At 53.1% G+C, this 21,077-nt stretch carries 16 protein-coding genes and 1 pseudogene; 11 read left to right on the forward strand and 6 right to left on the reverse strand.

Annotated elements, in window-relative coordinates:
- Window positions 1–1,344: pseudogene (locus FBY13_RS23645) on the forward strand (Ice nucleation protein); the annotation flags it as partial.
- A 238-nt stretch (window positions 1,345–1,582) separates the two neighbouring features.
- Here the strand turns inward: FBY13_RS23645 and FBY13_RS04025 are convergent.
- Window positions 1,583–2,836: an enolase C-terminal domain-like protein gene (locus FBY13_RS04025; RefSeq protein WP_063878287.1), complete on the reverse strand. Its 1,254-nt coding sequence runs from the start codon at window positions 2,834–2,836 to the stop codon at window positions 1,583–1,585.
- A 325-nt stretch (window positions 2,837–3,161) separates the two neighbouring features.
- On the opposite strand from FBY13_RS04025, the gene FBY13_RS04030 reads away from it, so the two are divergent.
- From FBY13_RS04030 to FBY13_RS04045, 4 genes are all read left to right on the forward strand, one after another.
- Window positions 3,162–3,929, forward strand: coding sequence for an SDR family oxidoreductase (locus FBY13_RS04030; protein WP_063878288.1), 768 nt, complete (start codon window positions 3,162–3,164; stop codon window positions 3,927–3,929).
- Between the two features lie 30 nt (window positions 3,930–3,959).
- Window positions 3,960–5,003 (forward strand): L-idonate 5-dehydrogenase, encoded by a 1,044-nt coding sequence (gene idnD, locus FBY13_RS04035; RefSeq protein WP_145393558.1) that lies wholly within the window; start codon window positions 3,960–3,962, stop codon window positions 5,001–5,003.
- A 142-nt stretch (window positions 5,004–5,145) separates the two neighbouring features.
- Window positions 5,146–6,543: an MFS transporter gene (locus tag FBY13_RS04040; RefSeq protein WP_145393559.1), complete on the forward strand. Its 1,398-nt coding sequence runs from the start codon at window positions 5,146–5,148 to the stop codon at window positions 6,541–6,543.
- Window positions 6,544–6,629: 86 nt separating this feature from the next.
- Entirely contained in the window at window positions 6,630–7,340 is a 711-nt protein-coding gene (locus FBY13_RS04045) for a FadR/GntR family transcriptional regulator (protein ID WP_063878291.1), read from the forward strand.
- 237 nt (window positions 7,341–7,577) lie between these two features.
- Here the strand turns inward: FBY13_RS04045 and FBY13_RS04050 are convergent, their stop codons facing one another.
- Window positions 7,578–8,246 (reverse strand): YecA family protein, encoded by a 669-nt coding sequence (locus FBY13_RS04050; RefSeq protein ID WP_145393560.1) that lies wholly within the window; start codon window positions 8,244–8,246, stop codon window positions 7,578–7,580.
- 468 nt (window positions 8,247–8,714) lie between these two features.
- Here FBY13_RS04050 and FBY13_RS04055 point away from each other — a divergent pair, with 468 nt between their 5' ends.
- From FBY13_RS04055 to FBY13_RS04065, 3 genes are all read left to right on the forward strand, one after another.
- Entirely contained in the window at window positions 8,715–9,857 is a 1,143-nt protein-coding gene (locus FBY13_RS04055; protein ID WP_145393667.1) for a serine hydrolase domain-containing protein, read from the forward strand.
- Between the two features lie 131 nt (window positions 9,858–9,988).
- Entirely contained in the window at window positions 9,989–10,513 is a 525-nt protein-coding gene (locus FBY13_RS04060; RefSeq protein ID WP_063878293.1) for an RcnB family protein, read from the forward strand.
- Window positions 10,514–10,661: 148 nt separating this feature from the next.
- A complete protein-coding gene (locus FBY13_RS04065; RefSeq protein ID WP_145393561.1) occupies window positions 10,662–11,369 on the forward strand; it encodes a GNAT family N-acetyltransferase in 708 nt (235 codons plus the stop codon).
- Between the two features lie 21 nt (window positions 11,370–11,390).
- On the opposite strand, the gene FBY13_RS23650 is transcribed toward FBY13_RS04065, so the two are convergent.
- The 3 genes from FBY13_RS23650 to FBY13_RS04080 all read right to left on the reverse strand — a co-directional run bounded on the left by FBY13_RS23650 (window position 11,391) and on the right by FBY13_RS04080 (window position 16,018).
- On the reverse strand, window positions 11,391–12,257 hold the full coding sequence (locus FBY13_RS23650) for a DUF1640 domain-containing protein (protein ID WP_145393562.1): 867 nt from the start codon (window positions 12,255–12,257) through the stop codon (window positions 11,391–11,393).
- A 251-nt stretch (window positions 12,258–12,508) separates the two neighbouring features.
- A complete protein-coding gene (gene opgB / locus FBY13_RS04075; protein WP_145393563.1) occupies window positions 12,509–14,800 on the reverse strand; it encodes a phosphatidylglycerol--membrane-oligosaccharide glycerophosphotransferase in 2,292 nt (763 codons plus the stop codon).
- A 204-nt stretch (window positions 14,801–15,004) separates the two neighbouring features.
- Window positions 15,005–16,018, reverse strand: coding sequence for a glycosyltransferase family 32 protein (locus FBY13_RS04080; protein WP_109716601.1), 1,014 nt, complete (start codon window positions 16,016–16,018; stop codon window positions 15,005–15,007).
- Window positions 16,019–16,521: 503 nt separating this feature from the next.
- Here FBY13_RS04080 and FBY13_RS04085 point away from each other — a divergent pair.
- Complete coding sequence (locus FBY13_RS04085) at window positions 16,522–17,472, forward strand: hypothetical protein (protein WP_096011368.1); 951 nt, start codon at window positions 16,522–16,524, stop codon at window positions 17,470–17,472.
- Here the strand turns inward: FBY13_RS04085 and FBY13_RS04090 are convergent.
- A complete protein-coding gene (locus tag FBY13_RS04090; protein WP_096011369.1) occupies window positions 17,469–18,023 on the reverse strand; it encodes a histidine phosphatase family protein in 555 nt (184 codons plus the stop codon). The genes FBY13_RS04085 and FBY13_RS04090 overlap by 4 nt on opposite strands.
- Window positions 18,024–18,608: 585 nt before the next feature.
- On the opposite strand from FBY13_RS04090, the gene FBY13_RS04095 reads away from it, so the two are divergent.
- Window positions 18,609–20,003: an MFS transporter gene (locus tag FBY13_RS04095; protein WP_145393564.1), complete on the forward strand. Its 1,395-nt coding sequence runs from the start codon at window positions 18,609–18,611 to the stop codon at window positions 20,001–20,003.
- Between the two features lie 46 nt (window positions 20,004–20,049).
- The gene (locus FBY13_RS04100; protein ID WP_063878300.1) at window positions 20,050–21,075 is read left to right on the forward strand and encodes a LacI family DNA-binding transcriptional regulator; all 1,026 of its coding nucleotides are present in this window, start codon (window positions 20,050–20,052) and stop codon (window positions 21,073–21,075) included.
- Window positions 21,076–21,077 lie beyond the last annotated feature (2 nt).

Consider the following 21,077-nt stretch of genomic DNA (forward strand, 5'->3'; position numbering starts at 1 on the left):
GAGCGCAGCGATCTGACGGCAGGCTACGGCAGCACCTCGACGGCGGGTGCAGACAGTTCGCTGATTGCGGGCTACGGCAGCACCCAGACCGCGGGCTATCACAGCATTCTGACAGCCGGTTACGGCAGTACCCAGACGGCGCAGGAGCGCAGCGATCTGACGGCAGGCTACGGCAGCACCTCGACGGCGGGTGCAGACAGTTCGCTGATTGCGGGCTACGGCAGCACCCAGACCGCGGGCTACAACAGCATTCTGACGGCGGGCTACGGCAGTACCCAGACGGCGCAGGAGAATAGCGATCTCACGACCGGCTACGGCAGTACCTCGACGGCAGGCTATGAGAGTTCGCTGATTGCTGGTTATGGCAGCACCCAGACAGCCAGTTTTAAAAGTACGCTGATGGCCGGTTACGGGAGTTCGCAGACTGCCCGGGAAGAGAGTTCGTTGACTGCCGGATATGGTAGTACCTCGATGGCCGGTTATGACAGCTCATTGATTGCCGGTTACGGCAGCACCCAGACTGCCGGTTATCAAAGCACGCTGACAGCCGGTTATGGCAGCACGCAAACGGCAGAACACAGCAGCACGCTGACGGCAGGTTACGGCAGTACCTCAACGGCGGGCGCAGACAGCTCCCTGATTGCAGGCTACGGCAGTACGCTGACCAGCGGTATTCGTAGCTTCCTGACGGCGGGCTATGGCAGTACGTTAATCAGCGGGCTTCGCAGCGTACTTACCGCCGGTTACGGAAGCAGCCTGATTTCCGGCAGACGCAGTAGCTTAACGGCGGGATATGGCAGTAATCAGATCGCCAGCCATCGAAGCTCGTTGATTGCTGGCCCGGAAAGTACACAGATCACGGGCAACCGCAGCATGCTGATTGCGGGAAAAGGCAGCTCACAAACGGCGGGTTATCGCAGCACATTAATCTCCGGGGCAGACAGTGTGCAAATGGCTGGAGAGCGCGGCAAGCTGATCGCGGGTGCAGACAGCACCCAAACCGCCGGGGATCGCAGCAAGCTTCTGGCAGGCAACAACAGTTATCTCACCGCAGGCGATCGCAGCAAACTGACCGCAGGCAATGAATGCATACTCATGGCGGGAGATCGAAGCAAGTTGACGGCGGGCATCAACAGCATTCTTACTGCGGGATGCCGCAGCAAACTGATAGGGAGCAATGGCTCAACGCTGACGGCCGGGGAAAATTCAACCCTGATTTTTCGCTGCTGGGATGGAAAGCGTTACACCAGTGTGGTTGCCAAAACCGGAAAGGGGGGAATAGAAGCGGATATGCCTTACCAGATGGATGAAGACAATAATATCGTGAATAAACCCGAAGAATAATCGTCTTAGCCTGGAGGGATTATTGTGTTGCCTGGGGGAAAAGCATGTCAGCGTATTTTACCCAGCGCGCAGAATAACCTGAAAAAACAGAGCATCGTTATCCGGCCTGTTATTTATCTTTTTCTGAACACGATAAACCTTCATTGGCCGGCCTGTTTCGGTGGTGCCTGACCCGGCCATTAACAGGAGTGATAAGCAAAAGGCTCAATGCTGAGCCTCTGCAAAAACACATGATTATTCAGGGACGCCAGACGGTGCCGTCCGGGGTGCGGGCCATCGTCCAGCCAGGATTGCCGCCCTCACAGGGGAATTTCGCCGCCAGCGCCTCATTAATATCTATACCCAAACCTGGCTTATCATTAACGTAAGCATAGCCCTGCTCAACCTCAGGGCAGCCCGGAAATACCTCACGCAGCGCATCATTCATTGGCGTGTATTCCTGAATGCCGAAGTTGGGTGAGCTCAGATCCAGATGCATATTGGCGCAAACCCCAACCGGTGAAATATCGCCGGGGCTGTGCCAGGCGGTGCGAACCCCATTTAATTCACTGTAAATGGCGATTTTTTTCGCCGGTGTGATACCGCCAATCGAGCTAATGTGGCAGCGGATGTAATCAATCAGTTTATTGTCGATCAACGGCTTCCACTCATTCACATTGACGAACAGCTCGCCCATTGAAATCGGCGTGGAAGATTGCTGGCGCAACATTTTCAGCCACTCGGTATTCTCGGGTGCCACCGGATCTTCAAGGAAGAAAAGCTGATAAGGCTCCAGCGCTTTGGCCATATGAATCGCGTTAATTGGGGTAATACGTTCATGAGCATCATGGAGTAGCTCCACGCTGAAACCCAGCTTATTGCGCAGATGATCAAACAGGCGCGGAATGCTTTTCGCGTAGGCTTCTGGATCAAAATAGATCCCCGGCGCTTTGTTACGTGGCGAGCGCTTGGGTTGAATATTTTTCGCTTTCACCATGCGGGTGGCAATCAGCCTCAGGTCGTCGGTACCTGCACCGCCATACATGCCCATCTGGCAGCGAATATACTGATAACCTTCCTCCATTTTGGCGCGTGCGCTGTCCTCCACTTCGGCTTCATCTGCGCCATCAGTGTGCACATAGAGCGCGATACCGTCGCGACATTTCCCGCCCAGCAGCTCATAAACCGGCAGGCCGGCCTGCTTACCTTTGATATCCCATAGCGCCATATCAATGCCGGAAAGGGCGTTATTCATTACCGGGCCGTTACGCCAGTAGCCACTCACGGCGGCGGACTGCCAGATATCTTCGATCCTGGCAGGATCTTTGCCAATCAGAAACGGGGCAAGGTACTCGTCAATGGCACTTTGCACGGCATAGATGCGTTGCGTGAAGGTGGCGCAGCCCAAACCATATAACCCTGGCTCATTGGTTTCGATTTTAACCACCACCAGATCGATTCCGCCCGGCGCAGTCAAAATTGTTTTCACGTTGGTGATAAACAGATTACTCACAATAGCTCCTTAATTTTCAGAACATTAGCCGCCACCGTACTCATCGCTGCTGCTCACGGCTCAAAGGTATGTTGTCATACAACATGTTCTTTTTATCACAAAGCTTGCCGATTTCATTTTTGTCCTGACGTTTTTGTGACAGCGATCGACTGAATCACCTTTCTGTAAATAATTTATGTTTATATTAATATTATACAATCAGTTAGCTGAGTTTTTTGTTAATGCTTTGTGATGCGCGCCTCATAAACACGCATTGTGTATTGATTTAATCTGCTCGTAAATTCACCTTAATAAGATAGTTGTCATACATATTTAAAGGTGAAACATGACTGCAATGTTCGACCTGACCGGTAAAACGGCCTTAATAACCGGTTCCTCCCGGGGGCTGGGTTTTGCCTACGCGGAAGCGCTGGCCGCTGCCGGCGCGCAGGTTATTTTGAACGGTACGCGTGAAGCCGTTCTGACTGACGCCGTGGCACAGCTCGCCAATAAAGGCTTTGGCGTAACCGGAATGGTATTCGATGTCACGAGTGAAAGTGCCATAGAAGAGGCGTTCTCCAGTCTGGACGAGCAGGGGATCGCGGTCGATATCTTAATTAATAACGCCGGGATTCAGTACCGCAAACCCATGCTGGAGCTGGAACTAGAAAACTGGCAAAAGGTGATTGATACCAATCTGACCAGCGCCTTTCTGGTGTCTCGCGCGGCGGCAAAACGCATGATCGCCCGTAACCGTGGCGGAAAAATCATTAATGTCGGCTCGCTGACCAGCCAAGCGGCTCGACCAACCGTCGCACCTTATACCGCCGCCAAGGGCGGCATTAAGATGCTTACCTGCTCAATGGCAGCCGAATGGGCGCAGTTTAATATCCAGACCAATGCGATTGGGCCGGGCTACATCTTGACGGATATGAACAGTGCGCTGGTCAATGATGCCCAGTTCGACAGTTGGGTGAAAAGTAGCAACCCTTCGCAGCGTTGGGGACGACCCGAAGAAGTGGCCGGTACGGCCGTTTTTCTTTCATCGCCTGCCTCAGATTATATCAATGGTCAGATTATTTACGTGGATGGCGGCTGGCTGGCTGTGCTGTAAGCCTCATTGACCCGAGAAGAGGAAAAAGATGTGCATAGCGTAATAACTCATGCCTGTGTGGCAAAGGGCAAAAAAGAGATAGTGGTTGAACAGCGCGAGCTGAAATATTCGGATGATGATGTCGTTGTGAAAGTGGAATGCGGCGGTATCTGCGGCTCTGATATTCACTATTACCACGAAGGGCGCGCTGGATTATCGGTGATCACACAACCGCTGGTGATTGGTCATGAATTTGTGGGGCGCATTTTTCATGCCCCGGCCGCTTCGTCGCTACAGCCGGGGCAAAAAGTCGCGATTAATCCCTCTCAGCCTTGTGGGCGGTGTGAGTATTGTCGGGCAGGTAAGCAGAATGCCTGTGCCACCATGCGGTTTATGGGGAGCGCCCAGTTTACCCCGCACGTGAACGGTGGATTTGCACAGTATGTCGTGGTGCCTGCGCAACAGTGCGTGGCTTACGATGAGCAGGTTCCGTCCAGCGTCATGGCCGTTGCCGAGCCTACGGCGGTAGTGATCCATGCGCTCAATGTGGCAGGCAGCATCGTGGGTAAAAAGGTGCTGGTGATGGGCGCGGGCCCCATAGGCGCATTAGCGATTGCGGCGGCAAGAGCATCCGGCGCGGCAGAGATTGTGGCGTTTGATCTGAGCGAGCGTTGCCGCCGTATTGCGGTGGAAATGGGGGCGGACGCGGCGGTGGATGCAAGCGATCAGGCCGCCGTTGCCCGCTACGGTGAAAACCGGGGATATTTTGACGTCACGCTGGAAGCCAGCGGAGCAGAAGCGGCGATTGAATCCAGTATTCTGGTAACGCGACCAGGCGGCGTTGTGGTTCAAATAGGCATGGGAAAAAGTCCGCTTAATTTTCCTGTGGCACAGATGCTGGTAAAAGAAATAAGTTGGAAAGGCTCCTTCCGCTTTATTGATGAATTTGACGTTGCGGTTAAATGGCTAGAAAAAGGCATTATCGATCCGCGTCCAATTCTCTCCGGTCATTATGACTATCACGATATTGAGGCGGCATTAAATGCGGCCAGTGATAAAACGCAGCATTCAAAAGTATTAGTTCAGTTTTCATAAAAGACACTAAAACAAGTCGTCATGACTGTGGCTAAAAAACAGCAGTAATTATCGCGGGTGAAAATAAGCTCACGCTCGCGTGAGCGGCGCTCGCCTGTCATTTAATGGTCTGTTAACGCATCGTCGACCTCAGGGTGAAAGCATGAGTCATTCAAATACCAACACCACCAAACGTAATACGTCTGATCTTGTCAGGGCATCCGTGTCAGGATGGCTGGGTACAACGTTAGAGTTTATGGATTTCCAGCTCTATTCTCTTGGTGCGGCATTAGTTTTTCATGAAGTGTTTTTTCCCGAACAATCCGGTGCAATGGCGCTGATTCTGGCAATGGGAACCTACGGTGCCGGTTATATTGCACGAATCGTCGGGGCCGTTTTTTTTGGTAAAATGGGCGACCGCGTTGGCCGTAAAAAAGTCCTGTTTATTACTATCGCCTTAATGGGCGTGAGTACCACCTTAATTGGCGTATTACCGACCTATCAGCAGGTGGGCATTTTAGCGCCCTTACTGCTGGTCGCACTGCGTATTATTCAGGGTTTAGGCGCCGGTGCAGAAATATCAGGTGCCAGCACGATGCTGGCTGAATATGCACCTAAAGGTAAAAAGGGCATTATCGCCTCGCTGGTTGCGATGGGAACCAACTGCGGTACCTTGAGTGCAACGGCAATCTGGGCGGCCATGTTTTTCTTCTTCACCAATGACGACGTGATTGCCTGGGCATGGCGCATTCCTTTCCTGGCCAGTTTCGTGGTGATGGGCTTTGCTATCTGGCTGCGCTTTAACCTGAAAGAAAGCCCGGTGTTTGAAAATGTCGCCCAATCCGCCACCGTTAAGCCCCACGAACAGCCAAGCCAGTCCGTTTTCCCGTTAATGAAGGGCAAAGCCTTCTGGATTGCTACCGGGTTGCGATTTGGTCAGGCGGGTAACTCAGGCATCATTCAGACCTTTCTGGCGGGTTATATGGTCCAGACGCTGTTGTTCAACAAGGCGGTTCCCACTGATGCCATCATGGTGAGTTCGGTCATTGGTTTTCTGTCCATTCCCCTTATCGGCTGGCTGTCAGACCGGATAGGGCGTCGAATTCCCTACCGCATACTGACGCTGGGCTCGATTATTCTGGCTTACCCGATGATTTCGCTGATCGTCGATAAAGCGCAGTCCGTCAGTACCATCATGGTTTGCCTGATCGTGATCCACAACATTGCCGTATTAGGCCAGGCAGCGATTGAAGGGATCACCATGGCGGAGATGTTTGGTTCCAGAAACCGTTTTGCTCAGATGGCTGTCTCGAAGGAAATCGGAGGGCTGTTTGCCACCGGATTAGGGCCGCTGCTGGCTGGCATTTTCTGCCAGCTCACGGGCTCATGGTATCCGATTGCGGTCATGTTGATCTGCTATTCCTGTATTGGTCTGTTGGCATCACTGGTTATGCCTGAGGTGGCCGATCGGGATCTTACCGCGGAGGCTGATGCGTCAGGCGGCGTACCTGCGGGTCGTCAGCACATTGCCCCCACGCTCCGGGCACGAAGCGGCGAGTGATGTCTGGGGCTGGGTGTTAGCGCAGGACTTTGTTGTAACGCATGAGATAGAATGGCGTCATGTAGGACATCATATGAGACAGTGCTGTGAGCATAAAATCCATTCAGAAACAGAACGTCGTTAACGAAGTGTTCGAGCAAATTAAGGCCAGGCTACTGGACGGTAGCTGGTCTGCAGGCACGCGTTTGCCTTCTGAAGCGGAGCTGACGCACTCTTTTAATGTAAGCCGCGTCAGTATCAGGAGTGCGGTCCAACGCCTGCGCGATCTCGGCATTGTGATTACGCGTCAGGGCAGCGGCAGCTATGTGTGTGAAGACTTTTCGCCGCACATGCTCAACAATAACGCCAGACCGTTAATGCATCTGAGCCGGGAAGCGTTTAACGACATGATGGTCTTTCGCCAGACCGTTGAGTTTAAATGTGTTGAGCTGGCCGTGGAACACGCGACGGAAGAGGATATCGGCCTGTTGGAGCACGCGCTCAATAATATGCTCATCAACAAAGGCGATTATAAGAAGTACTCGGAAGCGGATTACGACTTTCATCTGGCGATTATCCGCGCCTCTCATAACAGTGTGTTTTACAACGTGATGAAGTCCATTAAAGATATTTATTACTATTATCTTGAGGAGCTAAATCGCTCACTGGGCATCACGCTTGAAAGCGTTGAGGCACATATCAAAGTGTTTATGGCGATTAAAAACCGTGACGCCTCCTCGGCGGTGCAGGTGCTTAACGAGGCGATGAAACATAACGTGGTCGCGATAGAGATGATTAAAAAAGAGGAAGGTCATTAGGACGCACGTTTCTGTGCGGCTAAGGCTATCTCGCTGTCCGTCGGGTGAGGACAGGAAAACAAGATTCACCGGCTGCTTTGTGCTTTTATCTTGCTCTGCTTGTCCGTTTATCGCCTGCCACGCCACGGTCATTCCGTGACGCGTTCAGGGATGAAGGCGTGCCGATCAGGATGGCAAGGTGTTATTCAGCACGGATCAGCAGAATAAAAAAGGGAGCCAACAGGGCTCCCTCGTCGATCAATGCAGACAGCATTGCTTGTATTTTTTACCGCTGCCACAGGGGCAGGGATCGTTCCTGCCCGGCTGTTTTTCCGCCGTTATCGGCTGCTGTATCTGTGGAATGGCTTCTGGCTGTGAGATCCAGTAATCATGAAGCGCCAGCGCGGCAGGGCAAATCGCATCAATGCTGCTTTCCATTTCTTCTGGCGTGAGTGCATCCACCTTTTCCAGGTTCTCTTCGAGACCATGTAAGGCGATAGCGTCCAGTGACGTCTGAAGCGCCGCGGGAAGCGCAGACCAGTCCGTTAATGCCACGCCACGCATGTAGCCGTAGCACCACTCTTCAACCACGGTAAATTCCAGCCCTTCCATTTCGCGTACGCCAAACAGCGGTTCAAACTGTTCCGGAAACTCAGATAAGCGGTCAGCAATGTCATTCATATGCTGAAAGCTGAGTTCCATAAAGCGCGTCATTTCACGCTCATTACTCCATTTAGGAATATGTTTTTCGCCGCCCCAGAGCGCAATTAACCACCGGCTGGGTTCTACCATTGTTGGGCCTGAAAGCACGGCGGTAAGCAGGCCGTCCAGTTCGGAGACGTCAAGAATCGACGCTTCACTGCCGTATTTTTCCAGCATATCTTCGAGCCATTGCAGCTCTTTTTCGCTTAACGGGCCTTCTTTCATGGGTATCTCCGGGCGTATCTGGTGCAGCAGAAAATTTACTGCGTGTAAAAACGCGCAGTGTACACGCTTATTGCGCTAATGGCAGCGTCGTCAGATTGCCCTGAGCGGCAACAGACTTGGCAGAGGCATTACTTCACCCGCTATGTTACTCTCCGCGACCTGCAACGCGCTTTGCTGCACGATCGGGGTTATCTGGCGCTAGCCTGCTTCGTTTCTCTGACGGAGGTTTGTATCAGGCGACAACCTGTTGTCTGAAAAGCATCATCAGAGGCATAAAGATTCGGCTACGTCGTGCCGATATAAGCACCGCGGTATACGCCGGCATGATGCTGATATGAACGTTCGTCAGTGCCTGATAACAACAATAAGATGGGCGCGAGTGGAGTGACCAGAAAAGAGTATAAAACCCGGAGGTTATCCGGCCTGTTGAGCGGATGCAGCCGTCTGTTTAAGCGCAGCGCTATGCTGATAATCTGTACGCTGTTGTTAGCCGCCTGCGGAACGCTGTCGCAAACCTCTGCGCCGACAGGCGACAGGCTTTATCTGACGCACAGCGACTTCCATGACAACCTGGACGATCTGGTGCGCCATTATATGCAGCGCAAACAGGTGTCCGGCATCAGCATCGCCATTATCCACCATCACAATCCCACCCTGTTTTACAGCGCTGGCGTCACCGATGACGTACATCGCTATCCGATTACGCCTGATACCTTATTTGCGCTCGGCTCACTAAGTAAAGGCGTGACCGCAGAAGTCATTATCGAACAGGTTAACGAAGGCCAACTGCACTGGAATGACACACTGGCCGATTTACTGCCCTCTGACGTCAGGTTAAGTCAGGATGCACGCCATATCACGTTGTTACAGTTGGTGACCCATACGTCCGGTCTGCCGCGTCAGGATATGGATTTGCCGATGTTTATGCAGTTTATTGGCTATCTGCGTAGCGGTCAGAATTTTTATGGCAACCTGGATAGTGATGCGGTGCTGGAATACCTGGCCGATTTTTCTGCCCCGCGTCAGCGGGTGCCGCAATACTCTAACCTTGGCTATGCGCTGCTGGGCTATATTTTGCGAGAACGGTGCCACAATGATATTGAAACGCTGGCCCGCCAACGAATTTTCCGACCATTGGGAATGAATAACACCGGCTTTGTGCCTGAACGGTTAAGCGGTTTTGCCACGCGCGCGTTAGGTCATGCTGGCGATCAGCCAAAGTTTATCCCGCGCGGTGACCTTACCCCGGACTGGCGTTTCCATCGTAATATGGTCGCGGCTGGCAGCCTTTACAGTAACGCACGGGATCTGAGCGTCTATCTGCGCGCACATCTCAACGCCGTCGCCGATCCTGCGCTCAACCGGGCTTTTGCAGAGGTCAATAAAGGCGTGTATCAGCAGGGCTCGCAAACGCAGAACATCGCCTGGGTAACAGACAGCCTGGCAGGAAGAAATGTGACTTATCAGGTCGGTTATATTGGTGGTTATTCTGCCTTTATTGGCTTTGACAGGCAGGCTGGCAATGCCATCGTGGTCCTGCAAAACGCGTTTAACTGGAGTAACTATCTTGGTATCACATTGCTGCTTAACCTGGCAGAGAAAGACAGGTAAGGTATAGGTTGGGTCCGGAATGAGTCGTGATTCCTTACACTTACCTTTATGAGTGACGGAACCGCAACCCTGTTTAGATTGTCTTCAGAGTAGTCTACTGTTATTAAAATCAATTCAATGTGGAAATTATTATGCGCAGGACTCAAATTGCTTTTATTTCAGCTGGTTTACTGTTCGGCTCGCTGAGCCTGATTCCCGCGGCCCAGGCTGCGGGTGAAACCACCGATAACGTGCCACCGCCACCGCAGGTTCAGCCAGCCGATCCCGCTGCTCAGCCTGGCGATAACAACGCGCAACCTGGTGCGGGCACCGCCCAGCCTGGCACCGCACCTGCCCAGCCGCAGGCACCGATGAGTTCTGACTCCAATGACGGTATTACCCCAACAACGCCTTCGCAGTCAGCTGGCAATCCGGGTAAGCCGAATTACGATCTCAGCACCATTATCATCGATTATAAAGAGCACAAAATCGGTGATACCGTGCCAGACAAGTATCGGAGCAAGACTTACACCATCACTGAGTGGCAGAAACGCAACTTGCCTGCGCCTCAGCCAGATACGCACTGGGCTTATATCAATGCCAATTACATTCTGATCACCAACGACACCGGTAAGATCGTTATGGGTAAATCTGGCGATATCTTCTTCCGCGGATAATCCTGCGGCGTTATGTCAGCAGGAATCGCTTCAACGGCCTCATTAAGAGGCCGTTTTCTTTTTTCTGTCTGTTTTTTATCTGTGGTGACTTCTCAACTTCTTTGCAACATGGCAACGTATTTTTACTAACCGCACAGAAGGAGGCCAAATGTCGCAGCACGTCAATCAGTATGGTCAACCGGTAGGGCAATCGCTGCCTGACTGGCAGCCACGTCCTTTACCTCAGCATGAGGTGTTTCAGGGGCAGGTTTGCCGTCTGGAACCTTTTAGTGTCGCTGCGCATGCGAATGCGCTCTGGCAGGCCTGGTCGTTAGCCGAAGATGGCCGTGACTGGACCTACCTTTCTGAGGGACCGTTTAATGATGAAGCCGCCTGGTTAGCCCATGCCAGTACAATGGAGGAGAGCCGGGACCCGTTGCATTTCAGCGTCATTGATGTTGAAACCGGTCAGGCCGTCGGTACGTTGTCGCTGATGCGTATCGATGCGGCAAATGGGGCGATGGAAGTGGGATATGTCACCTTTTCCCGCTTGCTAAAGCAGACAAGAATGGCGACCGAAGCGCATTTTCTGTTGATGCGTTACGCCTTTGAGCAACTTGGCTACCGGCGCTATGAGTGGAAATGTGACAGTTGCAATCTGCCCTCACGCCGGGCCGCGCTTCGTTTAGGGTTTTGCTATGAAGGTGAATTTCGTCAGGCGCGGGTTTATAAAGGTCGCACGCGCAATACCTGTTGGTTTTCTGTCATCGACAGTGAATGGCCACACGTCAAAAACGGCCTGACGCGCTGGCTGGCAGAAGCTAACTTTACTCCCGATGGACAGCAGCGTGAAAAGCTGGAAACCTTACGCGGCTAAGGCCTGAGTCGCCGGAAACGTTCAGACAAGCATATATTTCATGGTCGCCATGAGCAGCGTGGTGGTCATGACCATCATCAGGCGCTTGACCCAGCACATATCGTTTTTTAGATTGCCTACGTCCGTTTTGAGTTCAGCGACGTCCGTCTTAAGTTCAGCCACGTCTGTCTTAAGTTCAGCGACGTCCGTCTTGAGCTCAGCGACGTCCGTCTTGAGCTCAGCGACGTCTGTCTTAAGTTCAGCCACGTCTGTCTTAAGTTCAGCCACGTCTGTCTTAAGTTCAGCGACGTCTGTCTTGAGTTCAGCCACGTCCTTCTTGAGCTCAGCCACGTCTGTCTTGAGTATAGCAACGTCTGTCTTGAGCTCAGCAACATCCGTCTTGAGTTCAGCCACGTCCTTCTTAAGTTCAGCGACGTCTGTCTTTAGCTCAGCAACGTCTGTCTTGAGTTCATCCACATCTGTCTTGAGTTTAGCAACGTCTGTCTTGAGCTCAGCCACGTCCGTCTTAAGTTCAGCCACGTCTGTCTTAAGTTCAGCCACGTCTGTCTTAAGTTCAGCAACATCCGTCTTGAGTTCAGCGACGTCGGTTTTGAGCTCAACAATATCCGTCCTGAATACATCGTTATCCGTCTGAAGGACTTCTACACCTTTCGCAACATCGCCTGTTTCGGTTCTGAGGTCGGACTCCGCTTTCTTCAACTGCGTGCTTAACATCATAATATGCTGATTTTGAAACTGAAAAGCCCGCATGACATCGGCTCGCGACAGGGCATTGTCCTGCTGTAGTTCAGAAAAAATAGCCACCATCGCTTCTGCCTGGCGATCGTTGATGCCTGCTCGTTGTAAACGTTTAAATGCTTTGTGTGTATTCATCATTGCGAGTGTCATTCATGCGTTTTCCCGTTTCATCACACCATGAGCACATCATGTCAGGAGAAGCGGTGTAGTCACAGAAGGGAAAGACTATATTGCGTATTAAATCTTAATATATCAATTAGTTAAACGAGTAGTTTGCATCATTTTGCGGGGCGGTACGCAAAAAATGCGTCATCAGTCTGCCTCTCTTACACAGCCTGTTTAATTGGCTGTGTAAGAGGCTGGCGCTCACTGCTGTGGTTAACGGCTGTGGTGGAGAAGCATCAGGGAACGGGCACAACCTTTAACTCGACCAGACCGATGCCAAGTTTACGCGGGTCCTGACCGGGGATATTGTTAAGATTGCTGAGCTGCGGTTCCGGCGGAACAAGGGTTAACCGAGAGCTGCCGTGGGCATTATCAAAACGCAGCGTCTGGGTTGACGTCTGCTCACCCAGCGTTAACCGTTGCTGCGTATCACCCACGCGAACGGTTGTTGGCCTGTGCGCATTCGGACCATAGGCGCGAGCGGTTATCACCAGATCGAATTTAGCGGGCAAGGGGTTAACGAACTCAATCGTCACCGCCGGGGCGAGGTTGGCATTTGACCAGCGTCCCCAGGACTCTGGACGGGAAATGCCGCTGAACTGCTTCACGCTTTCCGGTGCGCCGGGAAGCGCGAACAGAAAGCTGTCGGCGTGATAACGAATCGCATTGTCTTCGAGGCGAAGCTGCGCCACAGCATGCTGATAACTGGCATCGTTCAGGCTATCTGCCGGGAACTGCACCTTGCCTTTCCACTGGGGTTTATCGATGCGCGTGACGGAAGGATGCCCCGCGAGCTGGCCCATCGCCAGGCACCAGTCGTCGGACAGGGCAAGCGCCGGTTGCCAGATACGCGCAATTTTAAAACAGCGATCGACCCAGACAAACTTTTCTGCCGCCGCAAAGTCGGCCAACTGGTAGCGTAAAGGCGCTGAATATTCGCCTTCCGGCAGTGGCTCCACATGCTTATCCGTGACGCGCAACAGGATGGGTAACGTAAAGCTGGTGCCGGAAAAGCTGAACATATTGTTGGTCTGGTCAAGGGTAACGCTGTCGATCTTTTTGGGGAAATTCCACAGCTGAATGATATTGGCTTTCCAGCTCAGCACTTTGGTTTTCATATCCTCAAACTGGCTTGATAGCGACACCGCTGACAGGCTGCTGCGTCCCAAACCTATCGCATTATCGCCGCCCAGGATATCCAGCAGCGTCGCGCCGTTATCCAGCGTACTGCGCTTCATATCAATCACCTCTGCCTGTGGCTGGTCACCGCGAATCACCATGAACAGATCGTGACGGGGATGCGTGATCAGGAACGGATGCGCCGTGTTATTCATGGCCAGATGATCCGACGCCACCACAATCACGGTGTTTTTAAACCAAGGCGACGCTTTAATGCGGGCGATTAATCGGGCGATATGTTCCTGCGAGCAGGACACCGCACTGAACGACTGGTTTGGCTTGCCCGCATAGCTGTAACTTTTGCGCTGGCAACTCCGGGAAATAAATCCATCGGGATGATGGGTATCCACCGTGAGCGTAAACAGGGCAAAACGTGTCTGCTGACGTGAAAGTGCCTCATAAGTTTCAAACACCTCATCCAGCACGGTATCGTCGTAATAACCCCAGTTATTTCGATAAGCCGGATCGCTGACCTTGTCTTTGAGCTCCTGCGATCCATACATATGTGCGGGGTCAAAACCGTGAGAGCGCAAAAAGACATCTTTACCCGCAAAGCGCAGGTCCGCGCCCTGGATAAACCAGTTTTCATAACCGGAGTTTTTTAAAATATCCCCCAGGCAAACGTTTTGTGGATAAAAGCTGGAAAGGGAGGCGGAAGCGTTGCCGTCGAAAGGGGCAAAAAGAGGAATACCGCACATTGATGCCACCATGCCCGCAATCGTGTAATCGGTTCCGGGAAGTTGCTCAGTCTGGCTGAAATCGATGCTTTGCTCTTTCTCCCGGCTCAGCTCGGGGGCCAGCCCGGGAAAGGCAATCTGGTCGAAGTAGGTCCGCTCCAGGCTTTCAGCGTAAATATAAACGACGTTCAGCGCAGGCTGTTCAATGCGTTTTTTGGGCACCTTATAAAGGGTGCCAAAGTCAGAGTTTTCGCGCAGTGAGTGCGAGGTAATGAGTGAGCTGACCTGCTGAAAAGCCGGGGTTGTTTGTATCGCGCCGGCGGCACAGGCGAAAGCCAGTAGGCTCCAGCCAAAATGAAAGGGCCGCTCGCGGCGGCGCAGCAGCCATGATAAGGCGCAAAACAGCAAAAACAGGACGGTGATAAGACTAATAGCAGGCACGACGTATTTACTCAGGCCGGCACCGGTCAGGCTGTTAGTTAAGGTATAAACCACCGCGTCGGTAATGCCATCGCCGGTAAAATAATTGCTGGCAAACAGCGTGGCATTGAGCACCACAAACAGCATCAGTAAGAATAATGTGAGGTAAAACCAGATTCTGTTTCGGCCTGCTTTACAGGAATAAACAGCAATCGCGGTCAGAAAAAGTATAACTGACACGAATTCGGACAACGTCAAATCCTCTTATGAAATGAACATGTCTCTTCTCAAAGGGGACATTTTCATGGATTTTTGGCTCAATCTATAGTGGCTGTCATCTGGCTGCAACCTCTCTGCGCGGATTTGGTAGCGGATTCACATTGCAGGCAAGCAGGCTGTGCCGAAGAGCTGGCGAGCCTGGCGATTTCGGATGAAACTGGCCAGGCTCTGGACGGATCAGGCGCGTTGTTCCAGTGGGGCAGAGAGCCTGGCCGGTGAGGACAGGCTGCTGTGCAGGGCTTCCCCGACCAGGCTGGCCCGATTGTAAAACCGAAGCCGCAGGTTGAAATCGAGGTGCGCGCGATCGCTGTCGCTCAGCCTGATGACCGGTGGCGGCGTAAGCGGGCGCTGCTGGAATAAGACGCAACGCACACATGCCGTGCTGTTGCCGGCGTGCACGCTTTGGTAATACCCGGCGCTGGCTTCCGCTTTACGTAGCAGCGTATTCACACGGCGATGCTCATCCATTGCTAACTGATGGGCCAGCGCCAGCAGTTCTTCACCCGGCTGACGTAAATTTTGTCGTAAAGCAGGGAAGTCACTGCGCTTCATCAGCTCCAGCAGGTAGTTTTGTCTTCCGACATATTTTACCGGCGCCAGCTGTTTCAACCATTCCCGGATAAAAGGATTTTGGGCGGGAGCCGCAATAAAACCGGTTTCAATCACCGGCCTGAGCGGATTATCGGTGCACTGCTGGCGATAATAACCGACCACATCCATCGGGCGGTCACTTTGCGCCTGATGGACCCAGGTGAGATCGTCAAACAGCAGAGTATTACAATCGATGCTGATGCCGCCATAGCGTAACAACAGCTCCAGCCGGATGATGTCGCTTTTCAGGTCCTGCGTAAGATCGGAAGAAACGAACTGCAGATCCGGCAGCCATTGTCCCAGACTCTGAGGCGTGAGCAGATGGATTTCATGATCCGGATTATCGCGGCGAATGTTACTGACGTTAAGCGCCACGGAGGCAGGCACGCGGTCGCCGGGCCAGTACATCCACACTTGTTTGGCAATGGCAGGCAGCGCCTTTGGCACGGACATCAGCACCACGTCCTGTTCCAGTGCCGGATCGTATTCGGGCGCACTCACGGCCCGATGTTGTCTCATCGTCCATAGCATGCGGCTGGTGAAAGCAAGTTTTTCCCATTGACGCCAGAGGTGATGCAAGGAACGGCGGTGTGAATTCATGTTTCACCTGTTATTTTGATTATTGTGTTTTCGCCAGTCGGCAAATAAAGGGTTAGCTGCTAACCCGTATATAAACTGAGATCAACACAGACATCACACTGTGCTGCACCGTTTTTATTGTCTTTTCCTGGTGGTACTACGGTGGCGGGCCGCGAGGGGTGACACGCACGGACGTGAGCGGCCGCGACCTCTTTATTTAATAGAACATAATTCAACAATCCGCTATTCCTGATAAGAACTTTAGGATAAAACGGAAATAAGCGTCAGCCTGACATAAAAATAAATATTTATTCACGCTAATGTTTTATTCCGCTATGGCAAAATCGACGGAGAACATCGTCCTTAATTTTTTTGTCATAAAACGGATAAACAGTGGACGGATAAGAAACAGAATGCTGAATCGAGATGAAAACAACCATTCAGCACAGTTAACCAATTTGCCGATGCGCGCAGCCTGACAGTCATTGTCTACGCTTTAGCTATACAGATAAAAAGGAGATGACATGCCGTTTGAATCTCGAGGATTACTGGCGATTGACAGACAAACCAGACGTGCGCTGTTTCTTGATCCCGATACCTTTGCGGTGAGTCAGGCCGTGGAGGTTATTCCCACGCGCCTGCACGAGCTGCTGATGCTGGCTCCCTGGGAGAAAGCTTTTCTTCCCCTGTACGGCGACGATATGGGCGGAGAATTGCCGCATCCGGGCCATAAAGTGGCGGTGATTGATTTACGGCAGCGGGCGATCAACGCGTATATCGACCTGTCGCCGTCAAAAGCGCCGCACAGTGGTCAGTTGGGGCGCGACGGCAAAGTGTACCTTTGCTGTGAAAATCCTACGGCGGTGGTGGTCATCGATCCGCAAACGCATCGTGTTGAAAAGACCATTCCTGTTCCGCTTGATAATACTCACCGCCTGACGCTTTCTCCCAGCGGGCGCAAACTGTTTACCGACAATGAGCAGGACGCCACCATAACCGTGGTGGACTTATGTGAGGCGGAAGGGCGGGTAATTGATACCATCCTGATGCCCGGCCCGGTTTCGGGTCTTACTGCATCCCCCAAACATCCTTATCTCATCGCCAGCGCAGCCGATGTGCCGCTGCTTTACGTGGTCGATCGTCAAAGCCATCGCATCCGCCAACGGCTGGCGCTTCCCGGCCATCAGCAGCCCTGCCAGAAGGTTCGCTTTAGCCCGGATGGTGACTATTTGATGGCAATCGGGCATCAGGAGCCGATCGTGACGCTTTTTGATGAGTTGCTGAATCCTGTGGGGCAGGTAGCCCTGACTCGTCAGCCGCTGGATGGCTGTTTCAGCCCGGATAAGAAACGGTTACTGATTACCCATGCTGATAACCAGACACTGAGTGTCATTGACCTGGCGCAGAAGACGGTCATAGCGACCACTGATGTGGGCGCGGGCTATGAAACGCTGAGTTACTTTCAAATCGGCTAGATAAAAGGGCGATGGTAAATGGCCGAGCTCCAGTGTCGGCTGCTGGCGTGTTTCTCTGCCTGCCAGCCGCGTTTGCGCAGTTCGCGGGCAATCATTTTATTCATAATGCCGTGGCCCAGCAGCAGAACGGTGCCCTGCTGCGACAGGACGATCAACCTGTCTGCGGCACGTGAGGCGCGGGCGCGCGCATGCTGTAGCGACTCGGTTTCACCCGCATAGCCACAAAACCACATGGCGCGCAGGATGGCCTGCCAGACAAAGGTCGGCAACTGGAGGCGGTCCGCCCGCAGTAAAGGAATGCCGACTTCACTGAACAGCGCATCAACGTGATGAGGGCGCAGCCCCAGGCGCTCCAGCGAAGAGTGGGCGCGAGGTAAAGGACTGCAGACGACAACCGCCGCTTTGCTGGCGATGTTGATGCTGCGATCCGGCGGCCCGTCGCTAACCAGCGAAAGATCATAGGCTTCGCACCAGTCCGCCAGCCCCTGTGCGCTTAAGCGTCGGGCAAAAGGGTGGTCAGGTTTACCGTGCCGCATCAGGATAATGGTCATAATGGTTTAACGGCTTTCTCCAGTTTACGCGCCAGTCAGGTATAGCTGAGGTTGGATTCTGTGGCAATCGTTGTGTCTGTTGTCATCTGCCAGTCATACCGATGTGCGACAACAGCAGGCGATGAAAGATTCTGACAGCCAGTTTGGCTTAATGTTAAAAGAAAAGTGAACCTGGTACCTTTTTATGCTGTTTTTCTGTGCGTCAGGTCGTGATTAACCACCTGATTTTGCGTTGAAAACGGTATATTAGCGAAACTTGATACTAAAGAAAATCTAACAAATTTTCCGAATGGCTATTGATTTATCTACGCGCGTAGATACACTAGCTTCCAGTGATTGCTCTCGGTGCTCGATGCACGGTAGGCCGATCGAGGAACAAGTTACATTCGCCAGATTTATACGACCGCTGAAATATACAGCGGCGAAGCTCGCGATACTGCGGATTCCAACACCAGGGAATCTTTAACTTTCCTTTCATCATGGTTAGCCAACTGAATGTCGCCACCGGGGCGTTCTGCTTGTAGTCAGGGAACCGTCTCTCGGAATGGCATTTATCGAACTGCATATTTTCAAGGGACAGCGTTTATGACGGCACAGCATTCCGTTACGCAGCAGGCATCACAGCCTTCTACCTCCGCCGCAGATGAGCGGTTTAACACCTCAGCCGGCCGCAAAGACTTCTGGCGCGCGACGGTTTCTTGCTGGTTAGGAACGGCAATGGAGTATGCGGATTTCGCACTCTATGGCCTGGCCGCTGGCATTATCTTTGGTGACGTTTTCTTTCCTGAACAAACGCCGACTATGGCGCTGCTGGCCAGTTTTGCGACCTGGTCAGTTGGCTTTATTGCCCGCCCCATTGGTGCCTTATTTTTTGGCTGGCTCGGCGATCGTAAAGGCCGCAAAGTCGTCATGGTGACCACCATTATTCTGATGGGGGCGTCCACAACCTTAATCGGCTTGATTCCCAGCTATGCTTCCATTGGTATCTGGGCGCCTGCCTGTCTGGTTTTGCTACGCTTCAGTCAGGGGTTTGGCGCAGGCGCAGAACTCTCCGGCGGTACTGTTATGCTGGGGGAATATGCCCCGGTTAAGCGTCGTGGTCTGGTGTCTTCGGTGATTGCACTCGGCTCTAACAGCGGTACGCTGCTGGCTTCGCTGGTGTGGTTGCTGGTGGTGCAGATGGACAAACAAAGCCTGCTGGAATGGGGATGGCGTATTCCGTTCCTGAGCAGCGCCGTGATCGCCCTGGTGGCGCTGTGGATTCGCCGTAACCTGCGTGAAACTCCCGTGTTCGAGCGCAAGAAAGCGGAATGGGCTGTTGAGCGCGCTGAGGTTATCGCCGCACAGCAGCCTGGCGTGGATACACGGCCCTTCTTTCAGCGAACCCGCGCGTTCTGGACTATGGTCGGCTTGCGTATTGGCGAAAACGGCCCCTCTTATCTGGCGCAGGGTTTTATCGTCGGGTATGTCGCTAAGGTCTTGATGGTCGATAAATCCGTGCCCACGACGGCGGTGTTTATTGCCTCACTGCTCGGCTTCCTGATTATTCCGCTGGCCGGCTGGCTGTCAGATCGCTTTGGCCGCCGGATCGTTTATCGGGTATTTTGCCTGCTACTGATGATCTATGCCTGGCCTGCCTTTACGCTGCTGGACACCCGAGAGCCGGCGATTGTCATCCCGGTTATCGTGGTGGGCATGGCGCTGGCTTCACTGGGCATCTTTGGCGTACAGGCGGCATGGGGCGTAGAGCTGTTCGGGGTGAATCACCGTTATACCAAGATGGCGGTCGCGAAAGAGCTGGGCTCAATTATTTCTGGCGGCACCGCACCCTTAGTGGCGGCAGCGATGCTTTCGTACACCGGGCACTGGTGGTCCATCGCGATCTATTTCTCGGTGATGGCTTCCATTGGTTTCCTGACCACCTTTGTGGCACCGGAAACGCGCGGGCGCGATCTGAATCTGCCAGAGGACGCCATCTGAAAAAAATGATGTTACACAGCAGGCGGCAATAGATGAGGAGGGCGAAGTGGCGAAACAGATAAAAACCACTGTGACGCGCAGCGACGTTGCAAAAGCCGCCGGGACATCGGTCGCGGTAGTGAGCTACGTCATTAATAACGGGCCGCGCCCTGTGGCGGACGCAACCCGACAGCGCGTGCTGGCCGCGATTGAACAGACCGGCTATCGCCCCAATGCCGCCGCCCGTGCCCTGGCGTCAGGCAACACCAAAACCTTTGGTCTGGTGGTGCCGAACATCAGTAACCCCTTTGTCGCGTCCATGGCGCATATGTTGCTGCAGGAGTCGCTGAATCACGGTCACGTGATGTTGCTTGGCGATGCAGGCGACGATCGCAAGCGGGAACTGGAGCTGATTCAGGGGCTGCTGAACCGCCAGGTTGACGGCCTGTTTTATAACAGCGTCGATCGCCATCCTTTCATCGATATCATCAAAGCCAGCGGGACACCGCTGGTAATGCTCGATCGGGTTGAAGCCCAGCCGGGCGTCAGCATGCTGCGGGTTGATGAGCGACAAGCGGCTTTTCAGGTGTGCTCACATTTACTGAGCCATGGTTATCAGCAGGTCGGCATGATTAGCGGACCGCTGGATATGCTTAATGCTCAGGATCGTATTCAGGGCTGGCGTGACGCGATGCAGGCACACGATCTGCCGGTTGATGAGTCACGGATTTTCCCTGCGACTTATACCCGTGAGGGCGGTTATCAGGCCGCGCTACGCATGATCCATCACCAACAGGTTCCCCGCGCGCTGTTTGCCAGCAATGAAGGCCAGGCTATTGGCTGTATCCGTGCTTTTAGTCAGCATGGCATTCGCGTGCCGGAGGACGTGGCGCTGGTCTGTTTTAACGGCACAGGACAGTCTGCCTACCATGTCCCGGCCTTAACGACGGTGCGCCAGCCGGTAAAAGATATGGCCCGCTGCGCTATCCATATGTTGAAAGAGTGGAATGGCGAGGCGCGCATCGAAGCGTTTCCGCACCATCTTGAAATTGGTGAATCTTGTGGCTGTCGGCCATCAGGCCAGAGTTTATAAAC

It is taken from the genome of Pantoea sp. SJZ147 (assembly GCF_007828605.1).
In the GTDB taxonomy this organism is placed as follows: Bacteria; Pseudomonadota; Gammaproteobacteria; order Enterobacterales; family Enterobacteriaceae; genus Pantoea; species Pantoea allii.

Coding starts and splice junctions, on each gene's coding strand:
- FBY13_RS04030 (WP_063878288.1), top strand. CDS start 3,162: ATGACTGCAATGTTCGACCTGACCGGTAAAACGGCCTTAATAACCGGT.
- FBY13_RS04040 (WP_145393559.1), top strand. CDS start 5,146: ATGAGTCATTCAAATACCAACACCACCAAACGTAATACGTCTGATCTT.
- FBY13_RS04090 (WP_096011369.1), bottom strand. CDS start 18,023: ATGACCATTATCCTGATGCGGCACGGTAAACCTGACCACCCTTTTGCC.
- FBY13_RS04050 (WP_145393560.1), bottom strand. CDS start 8,246: ATGAAAGAAGGCCCGTTAAGCGAAAAAGAGCTGCAATGGCTCGAAGAT.
- FBY13_RS23650 (WP_145393562.1), bottom strand. CDS start 12,257: ATGACACTCGCAATGATGAATACACACAAAGCATTTAAACGTTTACAA.
- FBY13_RS04095 (WP_145393564.1), top strand. CDS start 18,609: ATGACGGCACAGCATTCCGTTACGCAGCAGGCATCACAGCCTTCTACC.
- FBY13_RS04085 (WP_096011368.1), top strand. CDS start 16,522: ATGCCGTTTGAATCTCGAGGATTACTGGCGATTGACAGACAAACCAGA.
- FBY13_RS04080 (WP_109716601.1), bottom strand. CDS start 16,018: ATGAATTCACACCGCCGTTCCTTGCATCACCTCTGGCGTCAATGGGAA.
- FBY13_RS04060 (WP_063878293.1), top strand. CDS start 9,989: ATGCGCAGGACTCAAATTGCTTTTATTTCAGCTGGTTTACTGTTCGGC.
- FBY13_RS04065 (WP_145393561.1), top strand. CDS start 10,662: ATGTCGCAGCACGTCAATCAGTATGGTCAACCGGTAGGGCAATCGCTG.